This window comes from Burkholderia orbicola (assembly GCF_900100915.1).
GTDB lineage: Bacteria > Pseudomonadota > Gammaproteobacteria > Burkholderiales > Burkholderiaceae > Burkholderia > Burkholderia orbicola.
The window spans coordinates 1,688,908-1,706,595 of the sequence record NZ_FNKW01000002.1; the positions used below are offsets into that span (position 1 = coordinate 1,688,908).

Below are 17,688 nucleotides of genomic sequence, written 5' to 3' on the forward strand. Positions count from 1 at the left end.
CGTTAATCCAGATAGGAGCGGCTTGGGTCGTCTCGATAAAACTCCACTAGTGATGCGCACGGCGCCCTGCCTTTATATTTTGAATCTTTATTATCCTTTACAATATCCGCCCAACCCTTAAACGCACTTTCTGCGTTCAGCCGTCCATTCTTATCCTTCGACCCCATCCCGTCATCGCCGGCATGAATTCTCCACAGCTTCTCGCGCAGCGGCTGCGTGATCCGCATTGACTCGTGGCAAATATTCAGCTCGCTATCCACCTCCATGCTGCGCAGGTTCACGTTCGCGGAACCGTGCGTAACGAACACGTCATCGATGATCATCAGCTTCGAGTGGATATACACTTCGTCCCACGGCTTTCCTTTTGGCGTATCCGGCGGCACGAGCGTGCAGATATGCACCTTGAGACCTGGAATGTTGAGTTTCTCCGGGCTCTCGATCCTAGCCTTGTCCAGTTTCACCTTCAGATCGTTCACACGCTGATTGGCCTCGCTAACGTCCAGTTGGGCTGCGATGATATTGTTCATTGCATACTGCACCGAACTCGTGAACGGGCCGACCGATACACGCCTTGCGCTCTCATACGCTTTGTCAGCTCTCTCCTTCATTTTCAGAGCGTCTTTGTATTGCTTCTCCAACTCATCGGCGCGCTCCAGTTGCGCCACGCCGGGCATGACATCGGCCCGCCCCAGCGCGTTGAGCATGTGATAGGTACTCACTGTACCGGGGCCAATCCCGTCGTCGCTCGAATTGGTCACGACAAATAGGTAAAGCGGAGTCTTGCGTCCGCCAGCCTGGCACGATTTCACTAGTTTTGTCAGCTTTTCGGCGAGCGGCGGAAACCGGAAATACTGATTTTCGATATAAATGAAATTTGTCGTATTGTTGACGACCTGCAGGTACAGTCGTTCAATATCTTTAACGCCACCTTTACCGACCTGGGGCTGAGTGCGCAGGATCTGCGCCATCACTGGCAGATCGTCTTTGCTGCTGCGGAGTAACGGAGCTTTCGCCGAAGCCCGTTGCTTTTCCAGTTGCTGCCCCGTCGTAGCATCCCATGCCTGACAGAAGTTCTCGTTCAAATCGACCAGGATTTGTCCTGTTACGCGAGCTGAAATATCCTGTCGCGGCAAGAAGCCGTTGCGCCCCATTTTCGAGTGCATACGCGCGTAGCTATGCCGGCTGGTATCCCAGTATTCATCGAGCGTGTTGTGGCCCATCACGAATCCGGTCGCCAGTTCCGGATATTCGTAATCGATCAGCACCATTTTTTGATGGTGTGAGGGCCACCCACCCATCATTGCGCCATTCTGAATTTTCGCCTGGGTGCTGCGCTCGTTGTACTGACTATCCGTCAGCGTGCGCCATGCGATTTCGGTGCGCTCGATCATGCCGAAATCACGGGTTGCGAATTCGATATTGCGAAATGCTGGATCACGGGACGGCAACTGGGCACGCTTGGCGGCACCCTCCATACTCTTTACCAGGTAATTCGTCGGAAACGGAAACAAGTCGGCTCCCGTCATTTCGGTTCCAATTTTGTTTTTCTTATCGAGCTTGACCTGCCAATACCACCACAGATCGAACTCCCTCTGCGCCGAGTTCCGATTATCCGGTTTGTGCGAAAAACGACCACCGGGCATCATGTTTTCAATAAATTGTGCGACGTGGGTTTTATCGCCCCACACCAGCAACCGAATCTTTACCTTGTGCCGTGCTCTTTCGAGCAGCAACTCTCCGATCGAAAGCGAGCCTTGGCCCGATGCCCCGCGCTTGAAATACATTGACGGCTGAAATCCCCAACAGACAATGTCGACGCTATGTTGTGCCGCGGCAATCGCATCGTAGACGGCACCGAAGGCCTCCTCGCCGTTGACGAGCGGGTAGTGCGTCGCATGCTTCGGGTCGTATTCCGCGCCTTGCACGTGATAAGGCAACGTCAGCGTCGCCGTATTGCCACACGATCGTGCGATCGGTACGGTGATGGTTACGGATTGGTTCATGACGGGGTCCCCGTGCTTTCAGCGTCACTTTCGGGATTCATCAGGCTGTAGTAATGCCGACGATGGGCTGCGCGATCAGCGCCGTCGCCGTCAGGCCCTTGCTCGAAGAAATGGAAACCCTGGTTGGCCAACTGTCCGTTGGTTGCATCGCCGCGGAACTCCTCGCTCACCGGGATTTGATAGGCCACGCCATTGGCGAATTCGACCCGATACGATTGCGTGCCGGGGCGATGATCGACGGCGATTCGCCCGGTCGAATCCGTAACGCCTTGAGCGACAAGGGCGCCTTGCGCATACAGCTTGTATGGGATGTCTTGCGGAATGGCCGCCATGGCCGAAGGCGAGGCGCCCAAGTTCAGCATCAAACGTTCTGCCGGCAAACTGTTCGGCAGCGCCGGACTGATCTGCGCCGAGGCCGCGCCAGGCTTGTTCCACGACGCGCACTTCTCGAGAATGTCTCCCGGCGTACCGTTTTCGATGCGATTCGCATCGATCTTGATATACGATCCGCCCGCGCCAATCCACACTTCCTTCGCCGCGGACAGGACGAGCCGCCCCTCCGAACTGGTGATCGTCACGTCCTTCAATGCCGCCAACGCCATTTCATCGGTTTGCGCCTGAATGGCGACCTTACCCTTCGCGGCAAATAACTTGATGCCGAGTTTTGCAGCGAACATCGAGATGGTTTCGCCGGCGGCCACGGTGAATCGTTTGACAACGCCGATGTCGGCATTCCCCCCAGCGGTCGCGATCAGGTTCTTGCTGGATGCGAGTTGCAGATGGTCATCCGATACGATCCCGACACCCGCCGGGGCGCTGATCAGCACCCCGGCCTTCTTCAGCTCGGTCAAGGTCTCGTCCAGCAGGATCTTCTGCTGCGAATAGTCCGCGGCGACCGCTTCAGCAGCTTGTGCCGCATCGGCAAGCGACTGCATCCGCTGCAGCGCAAGCTCTAGCAGTCCCAGGGCCGGTCGCATGTCGAGCTGTCGGCCATTCGGCACCGACTGCATGTCGGCAGAGATGAAAACGCCCTTTCCTCCCCGCACCGCAACGTGTTCGTCGGTACGAAGCTCGGCGCCCCTGCCGCGCTCCTTTCCGTTTTCATCGACCATATGGCCGAGGTTCAGCTCACTGGCCTGAAACGGCGTCGCAAGATGAACGTGCTCGACACCCTCCTTATCCTCCATCCGCATTTCATTCCGCGCGGCGGTACGGATCAGGTTCCGGGTATGGTTCTGACTGTTGACGAGATCCGGATGCAGACTGTCATGCATCGCCCCAATGATCACAGGCCGATCCGGATGACCTTGCGTGAAAACAACAGCCACCTCCGCCCCGTCGATCAGCGGAAAATGATGCCCATAGTCGTCACCGCTATACGGCTTCGCGAACCGCACCGGCCGGCTTGTCCCACCCGGGCTCCACTCATCGAGATCGAACGGCAGCTTGATCACATACCAACCCTGCTCGGTCAGATACGCGTACTTGTAATCCCCGGGAGAGGTAATACGCGCCGGCAAAATACCGTCGATCGCCGGCCACTTGATCGTATCGATCGACGTACGCCACACACGATCAGACGGAATCCCCTCGAACGTCATCCAATACGACTGATCGCGACCGCCCTGCGACTGAACCGCAGTAACGAAGACTCCGTGCTTCGCGTCAGCCGGGTTCGGCTCGATCCGCATGACTTCACCGGCTTCGAGCCAGAACGGATTACCCGTACCCTTGAACGTGATCTGCGCAGCGAGATGCGCCTCGTGACGCCGGCGGGCCAAGCCCTTACCCTCTTCCGGCATCTCGTAATGCTCACCCCAGCGGTAATCAACGCCGCTCGTCGTCGTGTCGTCGCGCGCGGCGTTTACCTCGACCAGCAGCGACACACCGGCCTGCCGATGGTTGTAGTCGTGCAGACGCACGGCTTCAGGCACGCGCCGAGTCCGCTTCTCGAGCGTCTTGATCGCATCCACGCCCGCACTTTCGAGCCCCGAGTCTCGCCGGTGCGACACGGTCCGTTGCTTGCGCGCGTAGGCATCCAGATCATCGCCAAACACGATCACGGCGTGATCCTTCTTCTGCTCCCAGCGGAACCAGATTCCTTCTTCCGCGCAAAGGCGCTGAATGAACGCGAATGTCGTCTCGTGATACTGGGTGACGTACTCGCGCCGCTTGTATTCGCCGCGCAACTGAAACAGGAAATCGACGCCGGCCCGGTAGCCGTAATGACGCAGCGTGTCGGTCACGATCTCCTCGACGGACTGCTTCTGGAACAGCCGGCTCGTCACACCCCGATTCAAGTCGGCGAGCTTCGGCTCGAGCCGCACGCGATAGTGGGTCTGATCGGCCGAACTGCCGAACTCGTCGAACTGCGTGATGACGCCGTGGATCGTATAAGCCGGCGACATCGTGCTGAATTGGTCGGCGTTCTCGCCGAACATCCTGCGCAGATAGTCGAGGTTCGGATCGACCGGCGCGATGATGAATTTCGCGGGACGACCGATCACTTGATCCATTGGAATACCGGCCATCGGGCTCATGAATTCGATGTCGTAGCGGTACAGCTCGCTCACGGCGTCCCGGCCCGTAAACCGCAGCACGGACGTCGGCGCCGGGTGCGGCGCCAACTTCAATTCATAAGCCTGCGACGGCAGTATCATCGACATGGATTTTCTCTCAGGTGCACGAACACAACGGCACCACCGGGGCGGCCATCAGCGCCCCGGCGGGTGCATGAAACGCCGGATCAGCCCTTGGCCTTCGGCATCTGCGACACGAGCGACAGGCCGATGTCCATGCCCTCGACCTGGAAGTGCGGGATGATGAAAAGCTTGATGCGGAAGAAGCCCGGGTTGTCGTCGATGTCCTCGACCGTCACCTTCGCCTCGCGCAGCGGGTGCGACGCCTGCAGCTCGTCGCCCGGGTCCTTCATCTCGGTCACGAGCCCCTTGATCCAGTTGTTCAGCTCGAGTTCGAGCAGACGCCGGTCCTTGGTCGTGCCGATGTTCTCGCGCTGAATCAGCTTCAGGTAGTGCGCGATGCGCGACAGCAGGAAGATGTACGGCAAGCGCGCGTTGATGCGGCTGTTGGCCGTCGCCTCTTTCGTCTCGTACAACGCCGGCTTCTGCGTCGAGCTGGCCGAGAAGAAGCACGCGAAATCGTGGTTCTTGTAGAACGACAGCGGAATGAAGCCGAGATTCGCGAACTCGAACTCGCGCGTTTCCGGGATCAGCACTTCGGTCGGAATCTTCGGCTGCACGCCGGTGCCGAGGTCATACAGGTGAACCGGCAGGTCTTCCACCTTGCCGCCCGCCTGCGGGCCGCGAATCTGCACGCACCAGCCATTGCTCACGAAGCTGCGCACCATGTTGGCCGCGAACGCGAACGACGCGTTGACCCACAGATACTTGTCGTGGTCCGGGCCCTTCACCGCCTCTTCGTAGTTGAACGCACGCACCGGCGTCGTATCCTTGCCGTACGGCAGGCGGCCGAGCACGCGGGGCATCGTCAGGCCGACGTAACGCGCATCGTCGGTGTCGCGGAAGCTTTTCCATTTGATGTACTCGGCACGATCGAAGTAGTTGCCGATGTCCTGTATGGACGCCACTTCTTCCATCGAATGCTTGCCGAAGAATGCCGCGCCCACCGAGCCGATGAACGGCATGTGCGCCGCAGCCGCGACCTTCGAAATATTGCGCAGCAGCGCGACATCCATCGGCGAGTTCGCGAATTCGAAATCGCTGATCATCGCGCTGATCGGCTGGCCGCCCGGCGTGTCGTATTCCTCGATGTACGTGAGGCGATACAGGCCGCTCTGGATCAGTTCCGGCGAATCCTCGAAGTCGCGCTGCAGCGCCTCCTTCGATACATCCAGCACCTCGATGCGGGCGTTCTTGCGGAAGTCCGTGCGCGACACGAGCATCTTCAGGCCGCGCCAGCGCCCTTCGAGCGCCTGGAAATCCGGTGCGTGCATGACCGCGTCGAGTTGGCGGCTGATCTGCCGGTCAAGCTGCCCGATGTAGAAATCGAGCAGCGACTTGTCGAGCCGGTCGACCGGCTTGCTTTCCTTCGCGATCAGGTTGAGCAGCGCGTCCATGCCGCGTGCGACTCGTTCGTCGGCCGATGCTTCCGACAACGCATCGTTGTCGCGGAATGCTTCCAGCGGCCGCGCCTCGGCGACCGGTTTCAGGTTGATCTTGTTGCACAGCGCGGCATAGACGCTGTCGTTTTCGAGCACGATCGTTTCCGTGGCGCCCTGGCGCGATTCATTCTGGTTCATGTTTCTCTCAGTCATGTTTGGTATGGCTGCGTGGTTGCGGGAGGCGGTGACGGCCGTCTTGGGCCGGCCGCGCTCACGCATGGCCTTCCTGTTGCAGGGTTGCCGTGGCGATTTGTCCCAGTTCGCCGCGCAGCTTGTCGGACAGGCGCTTGTCCTTCAGGATCTTCTCGAACTCGCGACGGAACATGCCGTTGTCGAGCAGATTCGACTTGAGGTCGCGCAACAGATTGCGCATCGCCAACATCGCTTGCAGTTCGGGAATTTGCCGAGCAACCTGCTCGGGCTCGAAATCCTTCATCGAGCGGAACGAGAGATTCACCGGCAGCTCCGAGCCGTCGCCAGCCAGGGTGTTCTCGGCAGCAATCTTCAGATCCGGCGCGTGATCGGCGAGGACGGCATCGAAGTTGTTCTTGTCGATGTTGACCTTCTTGCGTTCAGCCAGCGGCGCCTGTTCGCGGCCCGCGCTGAAGTCGCCCGCGACGAGCAGCTTCAACGGCAGCTCGACCTTTTTCTGGGCCCCGCCCGTATGCAAATCCAGCGTGATCGAGACACGGCTCTTCGGAATTTCTCTCTGGAAGCTATCCATTTGCAATCCTTATTTAGTGATGGTCAAGCATTGGGCAGGAACACGACGTATTCGACCCGACGGTTTCGTCGATACGTTACGCGTGGCGCAATGCGCAACATGTGTCGATCGATATTCCAACGCATGGTCTCCGCTCGCACGGCGAAATCGCATTGGACTTATACACGCCCAACCTCGACATAGTCAAAGCGAGTCGCACATAAACCACACCGCTCAAATGCAAAAAATCGCAAACATTTAGAAAAAGTTTACAGAAACAAAGCCTACTTCGTATTTATGAGATAAATTGTGTCGGGAAATAACATGTACGTACAAACACATCTCGAATCGCTCCAAACCCCTTATCACACGGCACTTTGAGACTTTCCAGCGCCTTGAATGCCACTCACCTCGCAGCGATCAAATTCACAAGAAAACTGGAATATCTCAAAAATCACCCATCCAACCGATTGTTATATTTGTTCACATTCATCAAAGAGACAATTAAGAATCCAAATTTATATATTTTCCTAAATGTCTTGCACGCCCATAAAAATGTCGTGTATAGATTACGCCCTTGAACCGAATAACGATCAGACAAACCACACGAGAGACCATGCGAATCGCGAAGCCGCTATGGCACGAGGGCCTCATCCTGACGCAGCAGCATTTTCAGCAACAGGATAGATGGGCTGAATTTGCGCTACGTCAGTACGCCGGCGCGACAATGGCGCAGCCGTGGGGAACGCTCGCCGTCGAAGTCGACGAAGAAGCGCTGTCGACAGGGCGCCTGAAACTCACCCGCCTGCGGCTGGTTTTTCCGGACGGTACGCCGATCGATACGACCGTCGCCGACACGCTGCCGTCTGCGCGCGATCTGACGCAAGGCGTGCCAGCGGACATGCAGAGCGTCGTCGTGTTCGCGGCGCTCGCGTTGCCGGATGCGAATGGCAGCAACTGCCGCTTCGACGAGGCGTCGCTCGCCCGCCCGCGGCGCGCTTACCGTGAATTCGTCAAGGTCACGGACCTGAACGGGACCGGCGACGTCGAAATCGCGGTCGAACGGCATGCAGTCCGGCTCGCGTTCGGCTTCGAGTCGCACGCCGACGATACGGTCTGTGCGATCGCACGACTGACGCGCGGCGCCGGCGGCCAGTTCCAGATCGATCAGCAGTTCGTGCCGCCGTGCCTCACGCTCGCCAGCCATCCGCTGCACGTCGAACGGATCGATCGTCTGACGGACATCCTTCACGCCAGGACCCTCGCGCTCGGTACGCGTCGTAGCGAACGCATGACCGACGTCGCGGAATACGGCGTGGCCGACGTGCAACTTTTCTGGCTGCTTCATTGCATCCACGCGGCATGGCCGCAGCTGCGCCTGTTCGCCACGCATCCGAACCGCCCGCCAGAGCATCTGTACACGACGCTCGCGCAACTGACGAGCGCACTGATGACGTTCTCGACCGAAGCGCGGCTCACCGACATCCCGGCGTACGACCATGTGCGAGCCGACGAGGTGTTCGCGAAACTGGAATCGCTGATCCGCACGCTGCTCGACGCCATCATTCCGTCACGGGTCGTGTCGATCGGGCTCACCCGCAAGGGGTCGACCACGTGGACCGCCCAGTTCCTCGACGAACGGATCGTCGCGGATGCCGCCGACTGGTATCTGTCGGTCAACGCACCGGTGCCCGCGTTCGAGCTGGTCGAACAGTTTCCGCGGCTTTGCAAGATCGGCGCGCCCGACGACGTCGAACACATCATCAATTCGGCGCTTCTGGGCGTCCCGCTCAAGGCTGTCCAGCGTGTACCCGGCGCGATCCCGGTACGCCTGGACAATCACTATTTCGCGCTCGATGCGTCCAGTCCCCTGCACGCGAAGATGCTCGCCGCGCGAGCCTGCCAGATCTATCTGCCTGCGTCGGTACCGGACGCTTCGCTCGAACTTTACGCGGTGTTGCGTTCATGAATGCCCTGACTCCCAATCGAAGCGACACCGCCCTGATGCCGAACGCGACGGGCACCGGCACCCCGCGCGGCGACGGGATGCGCGATCTGCTGCGCGACACCGCGCTGCTCGTGACGACACTCACGTCGGGCGGACGGACGCAGGACGCGGTCGCGTTGCGGGCCCGGTGCAAGCAGCTTGTCGAGCAATTCGCGAGCGCGCTGCGGCACCGGGGCTTTCCGGATGACGTGCGCAACGAGGCGCTGGTGGCGCAGTGCGGGCTGCTCGACGAAGCAGCACTGCGACACCTGCCCGGCGAATCCCGGTCCGCATGGGAGCGCGAGCCGCTGCAGGTGGAGCAGTTCAACCTGCACGAAGCGGGTGAACGCGTGTTCGAGCGGCTCGAAACGCGCATGCGCGAACCCGCGCCGCCCGTCGCGTTGCTCGAGTGCTACTCGGCCATCCTGGGAATGGGATTCGTGGGCCGGTATGCCCGAGACGGCGAAGCCAAGCGGATTGCGCTGATCGCGTCGTTGAATGCCAGACTGGAAACGCTGCGCCCTTCCCCGGATCGGCCATTCATCGCGGATCGCGTCGGACGACGTATGTCCGACTGGTTCTACCGGCTGTCTCCCTGGGCGATCGCCGGACTCGCGTGCGTGGCTGCCGCGATCGTATGGGGCGTCTGGTCGGTCACGCTCGACGGACAGCTCGCGCATCTCGTGGCGACAAAGGCCGCTCGCCCGTGAATTCCGGCCTGCCTGTTCTCTCCGCGGAATCGCAGCGGCCGCCCGATCGCAGCCACGAAGGGCTCGGGTATCCGTCCCGTCTGCTGGTCGCGTTCGCAACCGTGCTGGGACTCGCGTTGATCTGGCTGGTGCTCCCGCTGGGTCCAGGCGTCGCTTGGGCACTCTCGGTCGCCGCCGCGATTGCCGCCTGCGCACTCATGGTGTGGTGTACGTGCACGCTTGCCCGCGCGCGTCGCCAGAGCGCGCATGTGCTGGCTGCGCTGGGCGCCGCGACGGCCGACATTCCGGTGAAGCTGCGCACGCGCATGCCGCTCGTGCTGGTGACCGGCGACGGTCTGCCCGCGCTGTTCGACCGTACGGGAGAAGTCCGGCACGTACACGTCGGCGACGGTGGTATCTGGCTGCGCGTCGATCGCCCTCAGGATCTGCCGCGCCTGGCGGTTTCAGTCAGGCAGTGGCGCGACGGGCGCGCCCCGGACGGCGTCGTGCTGTCGGTCGCGCCCGCGCTGCACGCGGAAACCGACACGCTGACCCAGAACCTGCGTGCCATACGACAAGCCATCGCCGATGCGGCCCGAATGCTGGGTACGCGACTGCCGGGCTATGTAGCGGTCTACCAACGGCTCACCACCACCCGCGTCGAGCTTTCGACGCCAACGTGGTACGGCGTGTCGTCGGCCAACCGCCTGGCGGGCGGCGAACGTTTCGAATCCGTGGTCCGCGCAGCGGAAAACGAGGTCCAACTCACGGCCGGCGATTGCGTCGCGGCGGCACGCGCCGCCGCACTCGCCTCCATCGTCGGCTGGACGCAGCGCGTGGTTTTCGGCGCACTGACGGACCGACAACAGCCGGCGACGCCCTGCGCGCTATTCGGCGCCGGTTGGATCGACTGCGGCCCGGCGAGTGCGCCTCGACACCTGTGGGACCGCGATGTCGAAATGCAGACGCGCGTGGCGCGTGCCACCGCCGTCGCCTCGCCAACGCCGTGGCCGCTCCCGCAGCCGCTGATCGAAGCGCTGCCGCGCCGATACTGGATGTCTCCCCGTCAGGCCGCCGTGGGCCACGCGCTCGCCCTGCTCGCCTGCGCCGCTGCCGTCGCATTCTGGGGTGCGGCCAGAAACAACGAAGCGCTGTTGGATCGTATCGCCACCGATCTGGGCCGCTATTCGACGATCCCGGCACAGCACGACGCCGCGAAGCGGGACGCACTGCGGACGCTCGTGGCCGATCGCGATCAACTCGATCGCTACGCGCGCACCGGTATTCCGCTGCGCTTGTCATTCGGCATGTATCGGGGCGCGCAACTGATTCCGGTGCTGAACAACACGATCGCATCTTACGAGCCGCCGCCGCCTCCCCCTGCGGTCGTCTCTCTGGACAGCATGTCGCTGTTCGATAGTGGCAAGGCCCTGCTGAAGCCGGGGTCGAACCGTGCGATGGTCGGCGCGCTCGACATGATCAACGCGCATCCCGACAAACGCATCCTCGTCGCCGGCTACACCGACAACGTGGGCAATCCGGACAGCAACCTGAAGCTGTCGACTGCACGTGCGGAAGCCGTGCGCGACTGGCTGGTCGACGCGTCCGGCATTTCCGCGACCCGGTTTGCGATTCAGGGCTACGGCATGACCCGCCCGCTCTCGAGCAACGATACCCCCGACGGACGCGCGCGAAACCGTCGCGTGGAAATTACCCTGGTACCCGACACGAGAAAGTAGCGATCCAGGTTTAGCCCCCGAAGCAGCCCGCTTCGGGATTCTCAAGCTCAGGGGTTGGCTCCTGGCGAGTTTAGTAGTGCGTACAGTGCAATATCAAGGAGTAAGGCAATGGCAATTCCGGCCTACATGTGGCTCAAGGACGATGGTGGCGCTGACATCAAGGGTTCGGTGACGGTTCAAGACCGCGAAGGCAGCGTCGAGCTCGTCGCCTTCGACCACGGCGTGCATATCCCCACGGACGGCAATACCGGCAAGCTGACGGGCACGCGCGTGCACAAGCCGATCACGCTGACGAAGGAAACCGACGCGTCGACGCCGTACCTGTACAAGGCCGTGACGAGCGGCCAGACGCTCAAGTTGGTCGAGATCAAGTGGTACAAGATCGACGACGCGGGCAAGGAGAAGGAGTACTTCAACACGAAGCTCGACAACGTGAAGATCGTCGCCGTGAATCCGGTCATGCACGACATCAAGAATCCCGACTACGAGAAGCACAACCACCTCGAAAACGTGGAGCTTCGCTACGAAACGATCACCTGGTCGTACAAGGACGGCAACATTATCCACAAGGACACCTGGAACGAGCGGTCCTGATCCCGATCGATGATCGAACCGCCTGCTCGTCGAGCGGTTCTTTTGCCAGCCTGGCCAGGTCAGGCTGGCCCTTCTGCCCTCGCGACCGAGTCTGACCAACGACTACGCGTCGCCGCTTCCCTCTTCAACCATCGACATGACTCCGCGCGACACGACCCACCTGCTCCGCCGCCTCAATCCGCACTGCGCGAAAGCGCTCGAAGCGGCCGTGAGCTTATGCCAGACGCGTCTCGCGGACGAGATCACCGTCGAGCACTGGCTGCTGAAACTGATCGAGGCCGGTGACGGAGACATCCCGGCGATCCTGCGGCACTACGGTATCGACCTCGACATCGTCTGGGATGCGCTGCTCGCATCGATCGAGCATCTTCCCCGCAATCTTCGGGGCAAGCCGGCACTGTCTCCGCAACTGGCGACCCTGCTGCACGACGCATGGCTGCACGCTGCGTCCGAGACGGACGACCCGACTATCCGGTCCGGCGATCTGCTACGGGCGATCGTCGATCGGCCCCATGTACTGCGTGCGCAAAACGCGTGGCCTCTGCTGTCCGTCAGCAGTGCGCAGATCCAGCGCGTTCTGCCGCGCCTTGCCCATCGTTCGTGCGAGCGCTCGCGTCCGAACGATATCGAAGCCGGCGCGGATGACCATCCGATCGTCCCCGCAGCCAATCCGACGCCCGCATCAGCCGCGCCCGTCGCGACGGCAACGCGCACGCCCCAGCGAACCACCGACGGTGATGCCCTTTCCCGCTTCGCGATCGACCTGACCGACAAGGCTCGACGCGGCGCGATCGATCCGGTATTCGGCCGTGATCGCGAAATCCAGCAGATGGTCGACGTGCTCGCGCGTCGGCGCAAGAACAATCCGATCCTCGTCGGCGAGCCGGGCGTCGGCAAGACCGCGCTCGTCGAAGGCCTCGCGCTGCGCGTCGCCGAGGCAAGCGTCCCGAACGTGATTCGCGACGTGCGCATCCTGACACTCGATTTGGGCCTGCTGCAGGCCGGCGCCGGGGTGAAAGGGGAATTCGAGCAACGCTTGAAGAACGTCATCGACGAGGTGCAGTCGTCACCCGAGCCGATCCTGCTCTTCATCGACGAGGCGCACACGTTGATCGGTGCAGGCAACGCCGCCGGCGGCGCCGATGCCGCGAACCTGCTCAAACCGGCGCTCGCGCGCGGCGAACTGCGCACGATCGCCGCAACGACATGGTCGGAGTACAAGGAATTCTTCGAGCGCGACGCCGCGCTCGAGCGCCGCTTCCAGATCATCAAGGTCGACGAACCCGACGACGATGCGGCATGCCTGATGTTGCGAGGCCTGAAGCGCCGCTATGCGGAATATCACAACGTACACATTCGGGATGAGGCGCTGATCGCGGCCGTGAAACTCTCGCGGCGCTATATCCCCGCGCGTCAACTGCCGGACAAGGCGGTCGACCTGATCGATACCGCAGCCGCACGAGTGCGAATCGGACTTGAATCGCCGCCAGCGGAACTGCAGCGCGCACACGCAACCGTCTCCGCCCTCGAACTCGAACTGGCGACGCTCGACGCGGACGCGCAAGCGGGCATCGATGAGGTTGCGCCCCGGCGCGTGACGCTGGAGCACGCGCTTTCCGAGGCGCGGAACATTCTGACCGGCTTGCAGGCGCGCCACATCGGCGAACTCGAGCTGGTCCGCCTCGTTCACCAGCATCGAGCCGAAATCGCCGAAGGCGGCTCGGCGTCCAGCCAAGGCCAGCTCGACGACGTCAAACGCCGACTGGCCGACCGGCAAGGCAAGGCGCCGTTGATCTCCGTCGATGTCGATGCGGCGGCCGTCGCGCGTGTCGTTGCGGAATGGACAGGCGTGCCGGTCGGCAACCTCGTCGAAGACGAACTGCTGAGCCTGCTGAATCTCGAACAGCAACTGGCCACGCGCGTGGTCGCGCAAAACGATGCGCTGGCTGCGCTCGCCGAGAGCCTGCGCACCGCGAAGGCCGGCCTCAAGCACGAACATGCGCCACTCGGCGTCTTTCTGCTCGCAGGGCCATCGGGCGTCGGCAAGACCGAAACGGCGCTTGCGCTGGCCGACCTGCTGTTCGGCGGCGAGGCCGCGCTCACGACGATCAACATGTCGGAATATCAGGAAGCACACACGGTATCGCAACTGAAAGGGTCGCCACCGGGCTATGTCGGCTACGGCCGCGGCGGCATCCTGACCGAAGCCGTGCGACAGCGGCCGTACAGCGTCGTGCTGCTCGATGAAGTCGAAAAGGCCCACCGCGACGTGCTCGACATGTTCTATCAGGTGTTCGACCGCGGCATGATGCGCGATGGCGAAGGACGCGAGATCGACTTCCGCAATTGCGTGATTCTGATGACGTCCAACCTCGGCAGCGCACGGATCGACGAGATGACCGCCGACGATCCGCGGATTTCCCAGACGGCGTTGCTCGAGTCGATCCACCCGCAGCTTGTCGCGCACTTCCAGCCCGCGCTGCTCGCGCGCTTCCAGTCACTGGTCTATCGGCCGCTCGATGCTGTCGCGCTCGCGTCGATCGTGCGGCTCAAGGTGTCGAAGGTCGCCGACCGCCTGCGCCGGCAACACGGCGTCGAGCTGGTGTGCGACGAGTCGCTGATCGACACGATGGCCGAGCTTTGCCTCGCGCGCAAGTCCGGTGCACGCAGCGTCGATGCGTTCCTCAATCAGCGGATTCTGCCGAACGTGTCGCGTGAACTGCTCGCGCGGATGGCTACCGGTGCCGCGCCGGAAAGGATCGTGCTCTCGAGCACGGCCGACGGAAACTTGACGATCGATTTCATCGCTCGGAGCGACGTCGCGGCGGGCGCGACGGAGCCGACACACGCGACCGCGTAACCGGAGACCAGGATCATGCAGGCGCGTCCCTCTCTTTACGACATGCTGCTCGGCCAGATCGGCGGCGAGCCGCTCGATGCTTACGACGACCGGACACTCGAATGCATGAGCGTCCAGCAAAATGTGCAGCGCATCCTGAACTCGCGTGCCGGCGCGCTGAAGCATCTGCCGGACTACGGTCTGCCGGATTTGACGAACATCTACAAGGCGCTGCCCGCGTCAGCCCACATGCTCAAGCAGCAGATGGAGGCGACGCTCCTGAAATATGAGCCTCGCATCCGCTCCATCGACGTCGCCATCCTCGAGAATGACGATCCCGGCGTGCTGGTGAGTTTTGAAATGACGTGCCATCTGAAGAAGGCCGGACTCGTGCGGTTCGGTACGTATTTCGAGCCTCCCGGGCGCATGTGGTTGAAACGCCGGAGCACCGGGCACGGTTAACGTGCGCCCCGAAGTCAGGACCGGGTTTCGCGAGTTGCGAATCCTGGTCCATCGATATCGACCCGGATGCCGGTTATCTCCGTCACGCCGGCGCCACATGTGCGCGCACCAGCACGGCGAGCGCTTCCTCCGGTGTGGTCGTCCCGTACACCCGCTCCGACACCCTGTCCTCCACATCGATCCGCCCCGCGTTGTGCACGTCGTACAGGTCGACGATCAGCTGCGCATGACGCTCGCTGAGGCCGGCACGCAGTAGCGTCGCGCTCCACGTATCGCGCGGTAGCGCGTGCGCGACGATCGCGCGACCTGCCGCCGTGCCCAACGTTTCCGCAATCGCCGTCACGCTCACCCGCCGCGGCCCTTCGACACTGACGATGCGCGGCCCGCTGCCGCCTTCCGGCGCATCGAGCAGCAGCCGCGCCGCGACGACGCCCACGTCGGGCGCCCAGACCGTCGGAAACACCTTGCCGACCGGATGATGGAAACTCGGCAACACGCCGGTACCGAGCGCGACCGGCAGCACGCGCGCCCAGTTCTGCAGATGCTCGGCCGAGCGCAGCAGCGTCAACTGTGTCGGGATCGTCTTCAGACGTGCCTCGAAGTCATGGAACAGACGCGTGATACCCGTATTACCTTCAAGCTCCGCGCCGTAATCCGACAACGCGAGCAGCGCCGGCGGCGGATTCGCGGCGAGCGCGGCAGTCGCTGCGTCGATCGTCCGCGTCATCGTCGCGGCCGGATCGGGGTCGGCAGCCGGCACCGGGCACAGTATCTGCACCGCCTGCGCGCCGTCGATCGCCGCGGCGATCGCGTTCGCGTCCGTCAGGTCCGCGATCGCGACATCGCAGCCAAGCTGCACGAAACGTTCACGATGGCGCGCGTCGCGCAGTACCGCGCGTACGGAATGGCCTGCGTTGCGCAAGGTCGTCACGGTCGACAGGCCGACGTTGCCGGATGCTCCGAAGATCACGAACACGATTCGCTCCTGAGGGATGAAGGTGCTGTGATTGTCGGGTTGCGCGGCCGAGAAGACGCGCACGGAGGGATGAATCGAGCAGGAAAGGATGACGTGCTGAGTACGCCATAACCATGCGTGCTCTCCGATACATGCTCGTCAAAACCGGAGAAGCCGAACGCGACAATTGCCCAACGACCTGTTGGACGATTGCCCTCGGATCAAACGCAACGTCCATGTATTGCTGTTGCGTTATGCGTCTTTCCCGCCATCCTCACCGTCATACGCCAGCCGCAACCCGCCCCGCACGCCCGACCGCGCAATCTCCGTCGGCGTCGCACCGAGCACGCGATTCATCCAGTTCGCCATGTGGCTCTGATGCGCAAACCCGGCTTCCAGCGCGATCTGGCTGATGCTGAGCCGGCCTTCGAGCAGCAGCGTCTTCGCGCGCTCCACCCGGCGCCGCACGACGTACTGGTGCACGGGCATCCCGAGCGTTTCGCGGAACAGCACCTTGAAATGCGGCACGCTGATCGACACGAGCGCCGCGAGCTCGGCCAGCGTCATGCGCCGATCGAGATTCGCCTCGACATAGTCGATCACGCGCGCCGCCGCCTTCGGCGCCAGCGTGCGCCGGCGTTCGCGAAACACGGGCTGGCCGTCGACCAGCCGCGCGACGAGCGCCGTGCACAGGCTCTCCGCGTAGAGCGGGTCCGATGCGTCTTCCGCTTCGAGTTCGGCGGCCATCGCCCACGCGATGTGCTGCAGCCGCGGGTCGCGCACTTGCAGCCGCCGGCGGATCTGCGCGTGCGACGGCTTCAGTTCGAGCTGTTCGACGGTGCGCCGCACGAAGGTGTCGCTGAGCGCGATGTGCAGAATCCGGCAGTCGGCGCTGTCGGTCCATTGGCCGGGCAGGCCGGCGGGAATCACGTCGACGTCGCCGTGCGCCTGGATGCGCGACACGCGCTCGCCGTCGCACACGCAATCCGCGCGCACCGGCGCGCCGATATGCACGCCGATCCGGTGATGCTCGGCCGCCGGAATCCGGTACGTCCCCGCGCGAATCTCCAGCAGCGACGCGCCGAAGCCGCGCCAACCCAGCCCGCGGCTGGAGCGCAGGCTGACCGGGACGCCGTTGTCCGTCGGCGCGGCAAGAATCGGATCGCTCATTGATGGTCTCCACCAGATCAGGTGCCGAACACGCATTGTGACGCGTTTCGGGCCGGCGCGCCGGCCCTGCGCGGCCGCCCCCGAATCGAACAGAAAAAGATCATCCGTTTCTGCTCGGAACGATCCTTGCGTGCGCGCCGCCGGGCGCCGCGGCGCTTACGATCGCCTCATCCGACACCTACGGAGCCCGTCATGCCCCATTCCTGCCCGCAGCGCGCGGCGTTCATCGCGCGCTCGCCGTCCGCCGCCCGCCCTTCATCCGGCCCCGACTCCCGCAACGGCCGCACCGCCATCGCCGCGTGGTGCCTGCGCGTGGTCGGCTGGTACCGGCTCGAACGGCTGCTCGCATCGATTCCCGACAGCAACGACGACTTCGGGCTCGTCTGACGGGCCGGTCGACACGCCG

13 protein-coding genes are annotated in these 17,688 nt (G+C 62.6%); 7 read left to right on the top strand and 6 right to left on the bottom strand.

Features of this window, described 5'->3' with window-relative positions:
- Nucleotides 1-2: 2 nt before the first annotated feature.
- The 4 genes from BLS50_RS24435 to tssB all read right to left on the bottom strand — a co-directional run bounded on the left by BLS50_RS24435 (nt 3) and on the right by tssB (nt 6,868).
- Nucleotides 3-2,003, bottom strand: coding sequence for a phospholipase D-like domain-containing protein (locus BLS50_RS24435; RefSeq protein ID WP_074804671.1), 2,001 nt, complete (start codon nt 2,001-2,003; stop codon nt 3-5).
- The gene (locus BLS50_RS24440) at nt 2,000-4,669 is read right to left on the bottom strand and encodes a type VI secretion system Vgr family protein (RefSeq protein ID WP_074804674.1); all 2,670 of its coding nucleotides are present in this window, start codon (nt 4,667-4,669) and stop codon (nt 2,000-2,002) included. Before BLS50_RS24440 ends, BLS50_RS24435 begins: the two co-directional genes overlap by 4 nt.
- An 80-nt stretch (nt 4,670-4,749) precedes the next feature.
- Nucleotides 4,750-6,282: a type VI secretion system contractile sheath large subunit gene (gene tssC, locus BLS50_RS24445; RefSeq protein WP_074804677.1), complete on the bottom strand. Its 1,533-nt coding sequence runs from the start codon at nt 6,280-6,282 to the stop codon at nt 4,750-4,752.
- Between the two features lie 73 nt (nt 6,283-6,355).
- The gene (gene tssB, locus BLS50_RS24450; protein ID WP_069230479.1) at nt 6,356-6,868 is read right to left on the bottom strand and encodes a type VI secretion system contractile sheath small subunit; all 513 of its coding nucleotides are present in this window, start codon (nt 6,866-6,868) and stop codon (nt 6,356-6,358) included.
- Nucleotides 6,869-7,463: 595 nt separating this feature from the next.
- On the opposite strand from tssB, the gene tssK reads away from it, so the two are divergent.
- The 6 genes from tssK to tssE all read left to right on the top strand — a co-directional run bounded on the left by tssK (nt 7,464) and on the right by tssE (nt 15,157).
- Nucleotides 7,464-8,816, top strand: coding sequence for a type VI secretion system baseplate subunit TssK (tssK, locus tag BLS50_RS24455; protein WP_074804680.1), 1,353 nt, complete (start codon nt 7,464-7,466; stop codon nt 8,814-8,816).
- Complete coding sequence (locus BLS50_RS24460) at nt 8,813-9,544, top strand: DotU family type IV/VI secretion system protein (RefSeq protein ID WP_074804682.1); 732 nt, start codon at nt 8,813-8,815, stop codon at nt 9,542-9,544. Before tssK ends, BLS50_RS24460 begins: the two co-directional genes overlap by 4 nt.
- A complete protein-coding gene (locus tag BLS50_RS24465; RefSeq protein ID WP_074804684.1) occupies nt 9,541-11,262 on the top strand; it encodes an OmpA family protein in 1,722 nt (573 codons plus the stop codon). The genes BLS50_RS24460 and BLS50_RS24465 overlap by 4 nt, the downstream gene beginning before the upstream one ends.
- A gap of 108 nt (nt 11,263-11,370) precedes the next feature.
- On the top strand, nt 11,371-11,856 hold the full coding sequence (locus BLS50_RS24470) for an Hcp family type VI secretion system effector (protein ID WP_074804687.1): 486 nt from the start codon (nt 11,371-11,373) through the stop codon (nt 11,854-11,856).
- 136 nt (nt 11,857-11,992) lie between these two features.
- Nucleotides 11,993-14,716 carry a type VI secretion system ATPase TssH gene (tssH, locus tag BLS50_RS24475; RefSeq protein ID WP_074804690.1) on the top strand — a complete coding sequence of 908 codons (2,724 nt, stop codon included), beginning with the start codon at nt 11,993-11,995 and terminating at the stop codon, nt 14,714-14,716.
- A 15-nt stretch (nt 14,717-14,731) separates the two neighbouring features.
- Entirely contained in the window at nt 14,732-15,157 is a 426-nt protein-coding gene (gene tssE, locus BLS50_RS24480; protein ID WP_027806837.1) for a type VI secretion system baseplate subunit TssE, read from the top strand.
- 82 nt (nt 15,158-15,239) lie between these two features.
- Here the strand turns inward: tssE and BLS50_RS24485 are convergent, their stop codons facing one another.
- Both BLS50_RS24485 and BLS50_RS24490 read right to left on the bottom strand, forming a co-directional pair.
- Nucleotides 15,240-16,133: an NAD(P)H-binding protein gene (locus BLS50_RS24485; protein ID WP_074806674.1), complete on the bottom strand. Its 894-nt coding sequence runs from the start codon at nt 16,131-16,133 to the stop codon at nt 15,240-15,242.
- Between the two features lie 231 nt (nt 16,134-16,364).
- On the bottom strand, nt 16,365-17,282 hold the full coding sequence (locus tag BLS50_RS24490; RefSeq protein ID WP_058902533.1) for an AraC family transcriptional regulator: 918 nt from the start codon (nt 17,280-17,282) through the stop codon (nt 16,365-16,367).
- Nucleotides 17,283-17,474: 192 nt separating this feature from the next.
- On the opposite strand from BLS50_RS24490, the gene BLS50_RS24495 reads away from it, so the two are divergent.
- Nucleotides 17,475-17,669 carry a hypothetical protein gene (locus tag BLS50_RS24495; RefSeq protein WP_074804693.1) on the top strand — a complete coding sequence of 65 codons (195 nt, stop codon included), beginning with the start codon at nt 17,475-17,477 and terminating at the stop codon, nt 17,667-17,669.
- The last annotated feature ends 19 nt before the right edge of the window (nt 17,670-17,688 follow it).

What these genes read in the sequence shown, in the direction of transcription:
- BLS50_RS24435 (WP_074804671.1), bottom strand. Translation starts at nt 2,003, where the DNA reads ATGAACCAATCCGTAACCATCACCGTACCGATCGCACGATCGTGTGGC.
- BLS50_RS24440 (WP_074804674.1), bottom strand. Translation starts at nt 4,669, where the DNA reads ATGTCGATGATACTGCCGTCGCAGGCTTATGAATTGAAGTTGGCGCCG.
- tssC (WP_074804677.1), bottom strand. Translation starts at nt 6,282, where the DNA reads ATGAACCAGAATGAATCGCGCCAGGGCGCCACGGAAACGATCGTGCTC.
- tssB (WP_069230479.1), bottom strand. Translation starts at nt 6,868, where the DNA reads ATGGATAGCTTCCAGAGAGAAATTCCGAAGAGCCGTGTCTCGATCACG.
- tssK (WP_074804680.1), top strand. Translation starts at nt 7,464, where the DNA reads ATGCGAATCGCGAAGCCGCTATGGCACGAGGGCCTCATCCTGACGCAG.
- BLS50_RS24460 (WP_074804682.1), top strand. Translation starts at nt 8,813, where the DNA reads ATGAATGCCCTGACTCCCAATCGAAGCGACACCGCCCTGATGCCGAAC.
- BLS50_RS24470 (WP_074804687.1), top strand. Translation starts at nt 11,371, where the DNA reads ATGGCAATTCCGGCCTACATGTGGCTCAAGGACGATGGTGGCGCTGAC.
- tssH (WP_074804690.1), top strand. Translation starts at nt 11,993, where the DNA reads ATGACTCCGCGCGACACGACCCACCTGCTCCGCCGCCTCAATCCGCAC.
- tssE (WP_027806837.1), top strand. Translation starts at nt 14,732, where the DNA reads ATGCAGGCGCGTCCCTCTCTTTACGACATGCTGCTCGGCCAGATCGGC.
- BLS50_RS24490 (WP_058902533.1), bottom strand. Translation starts at nt 17,282, where the DNA reads ATGAGCGATCCGATTCTTGCCGCGCCGACGGACAACGGCGTCCCGGTC.
- BLS50_RS24495 (WP_074804693.1), top strand. Translation starts at nt 17,475, where the DNA reads ATGCCCCATTCCTGCCCGCAGCGCGCGGCGTTCATCGCGCGCTCGCCG.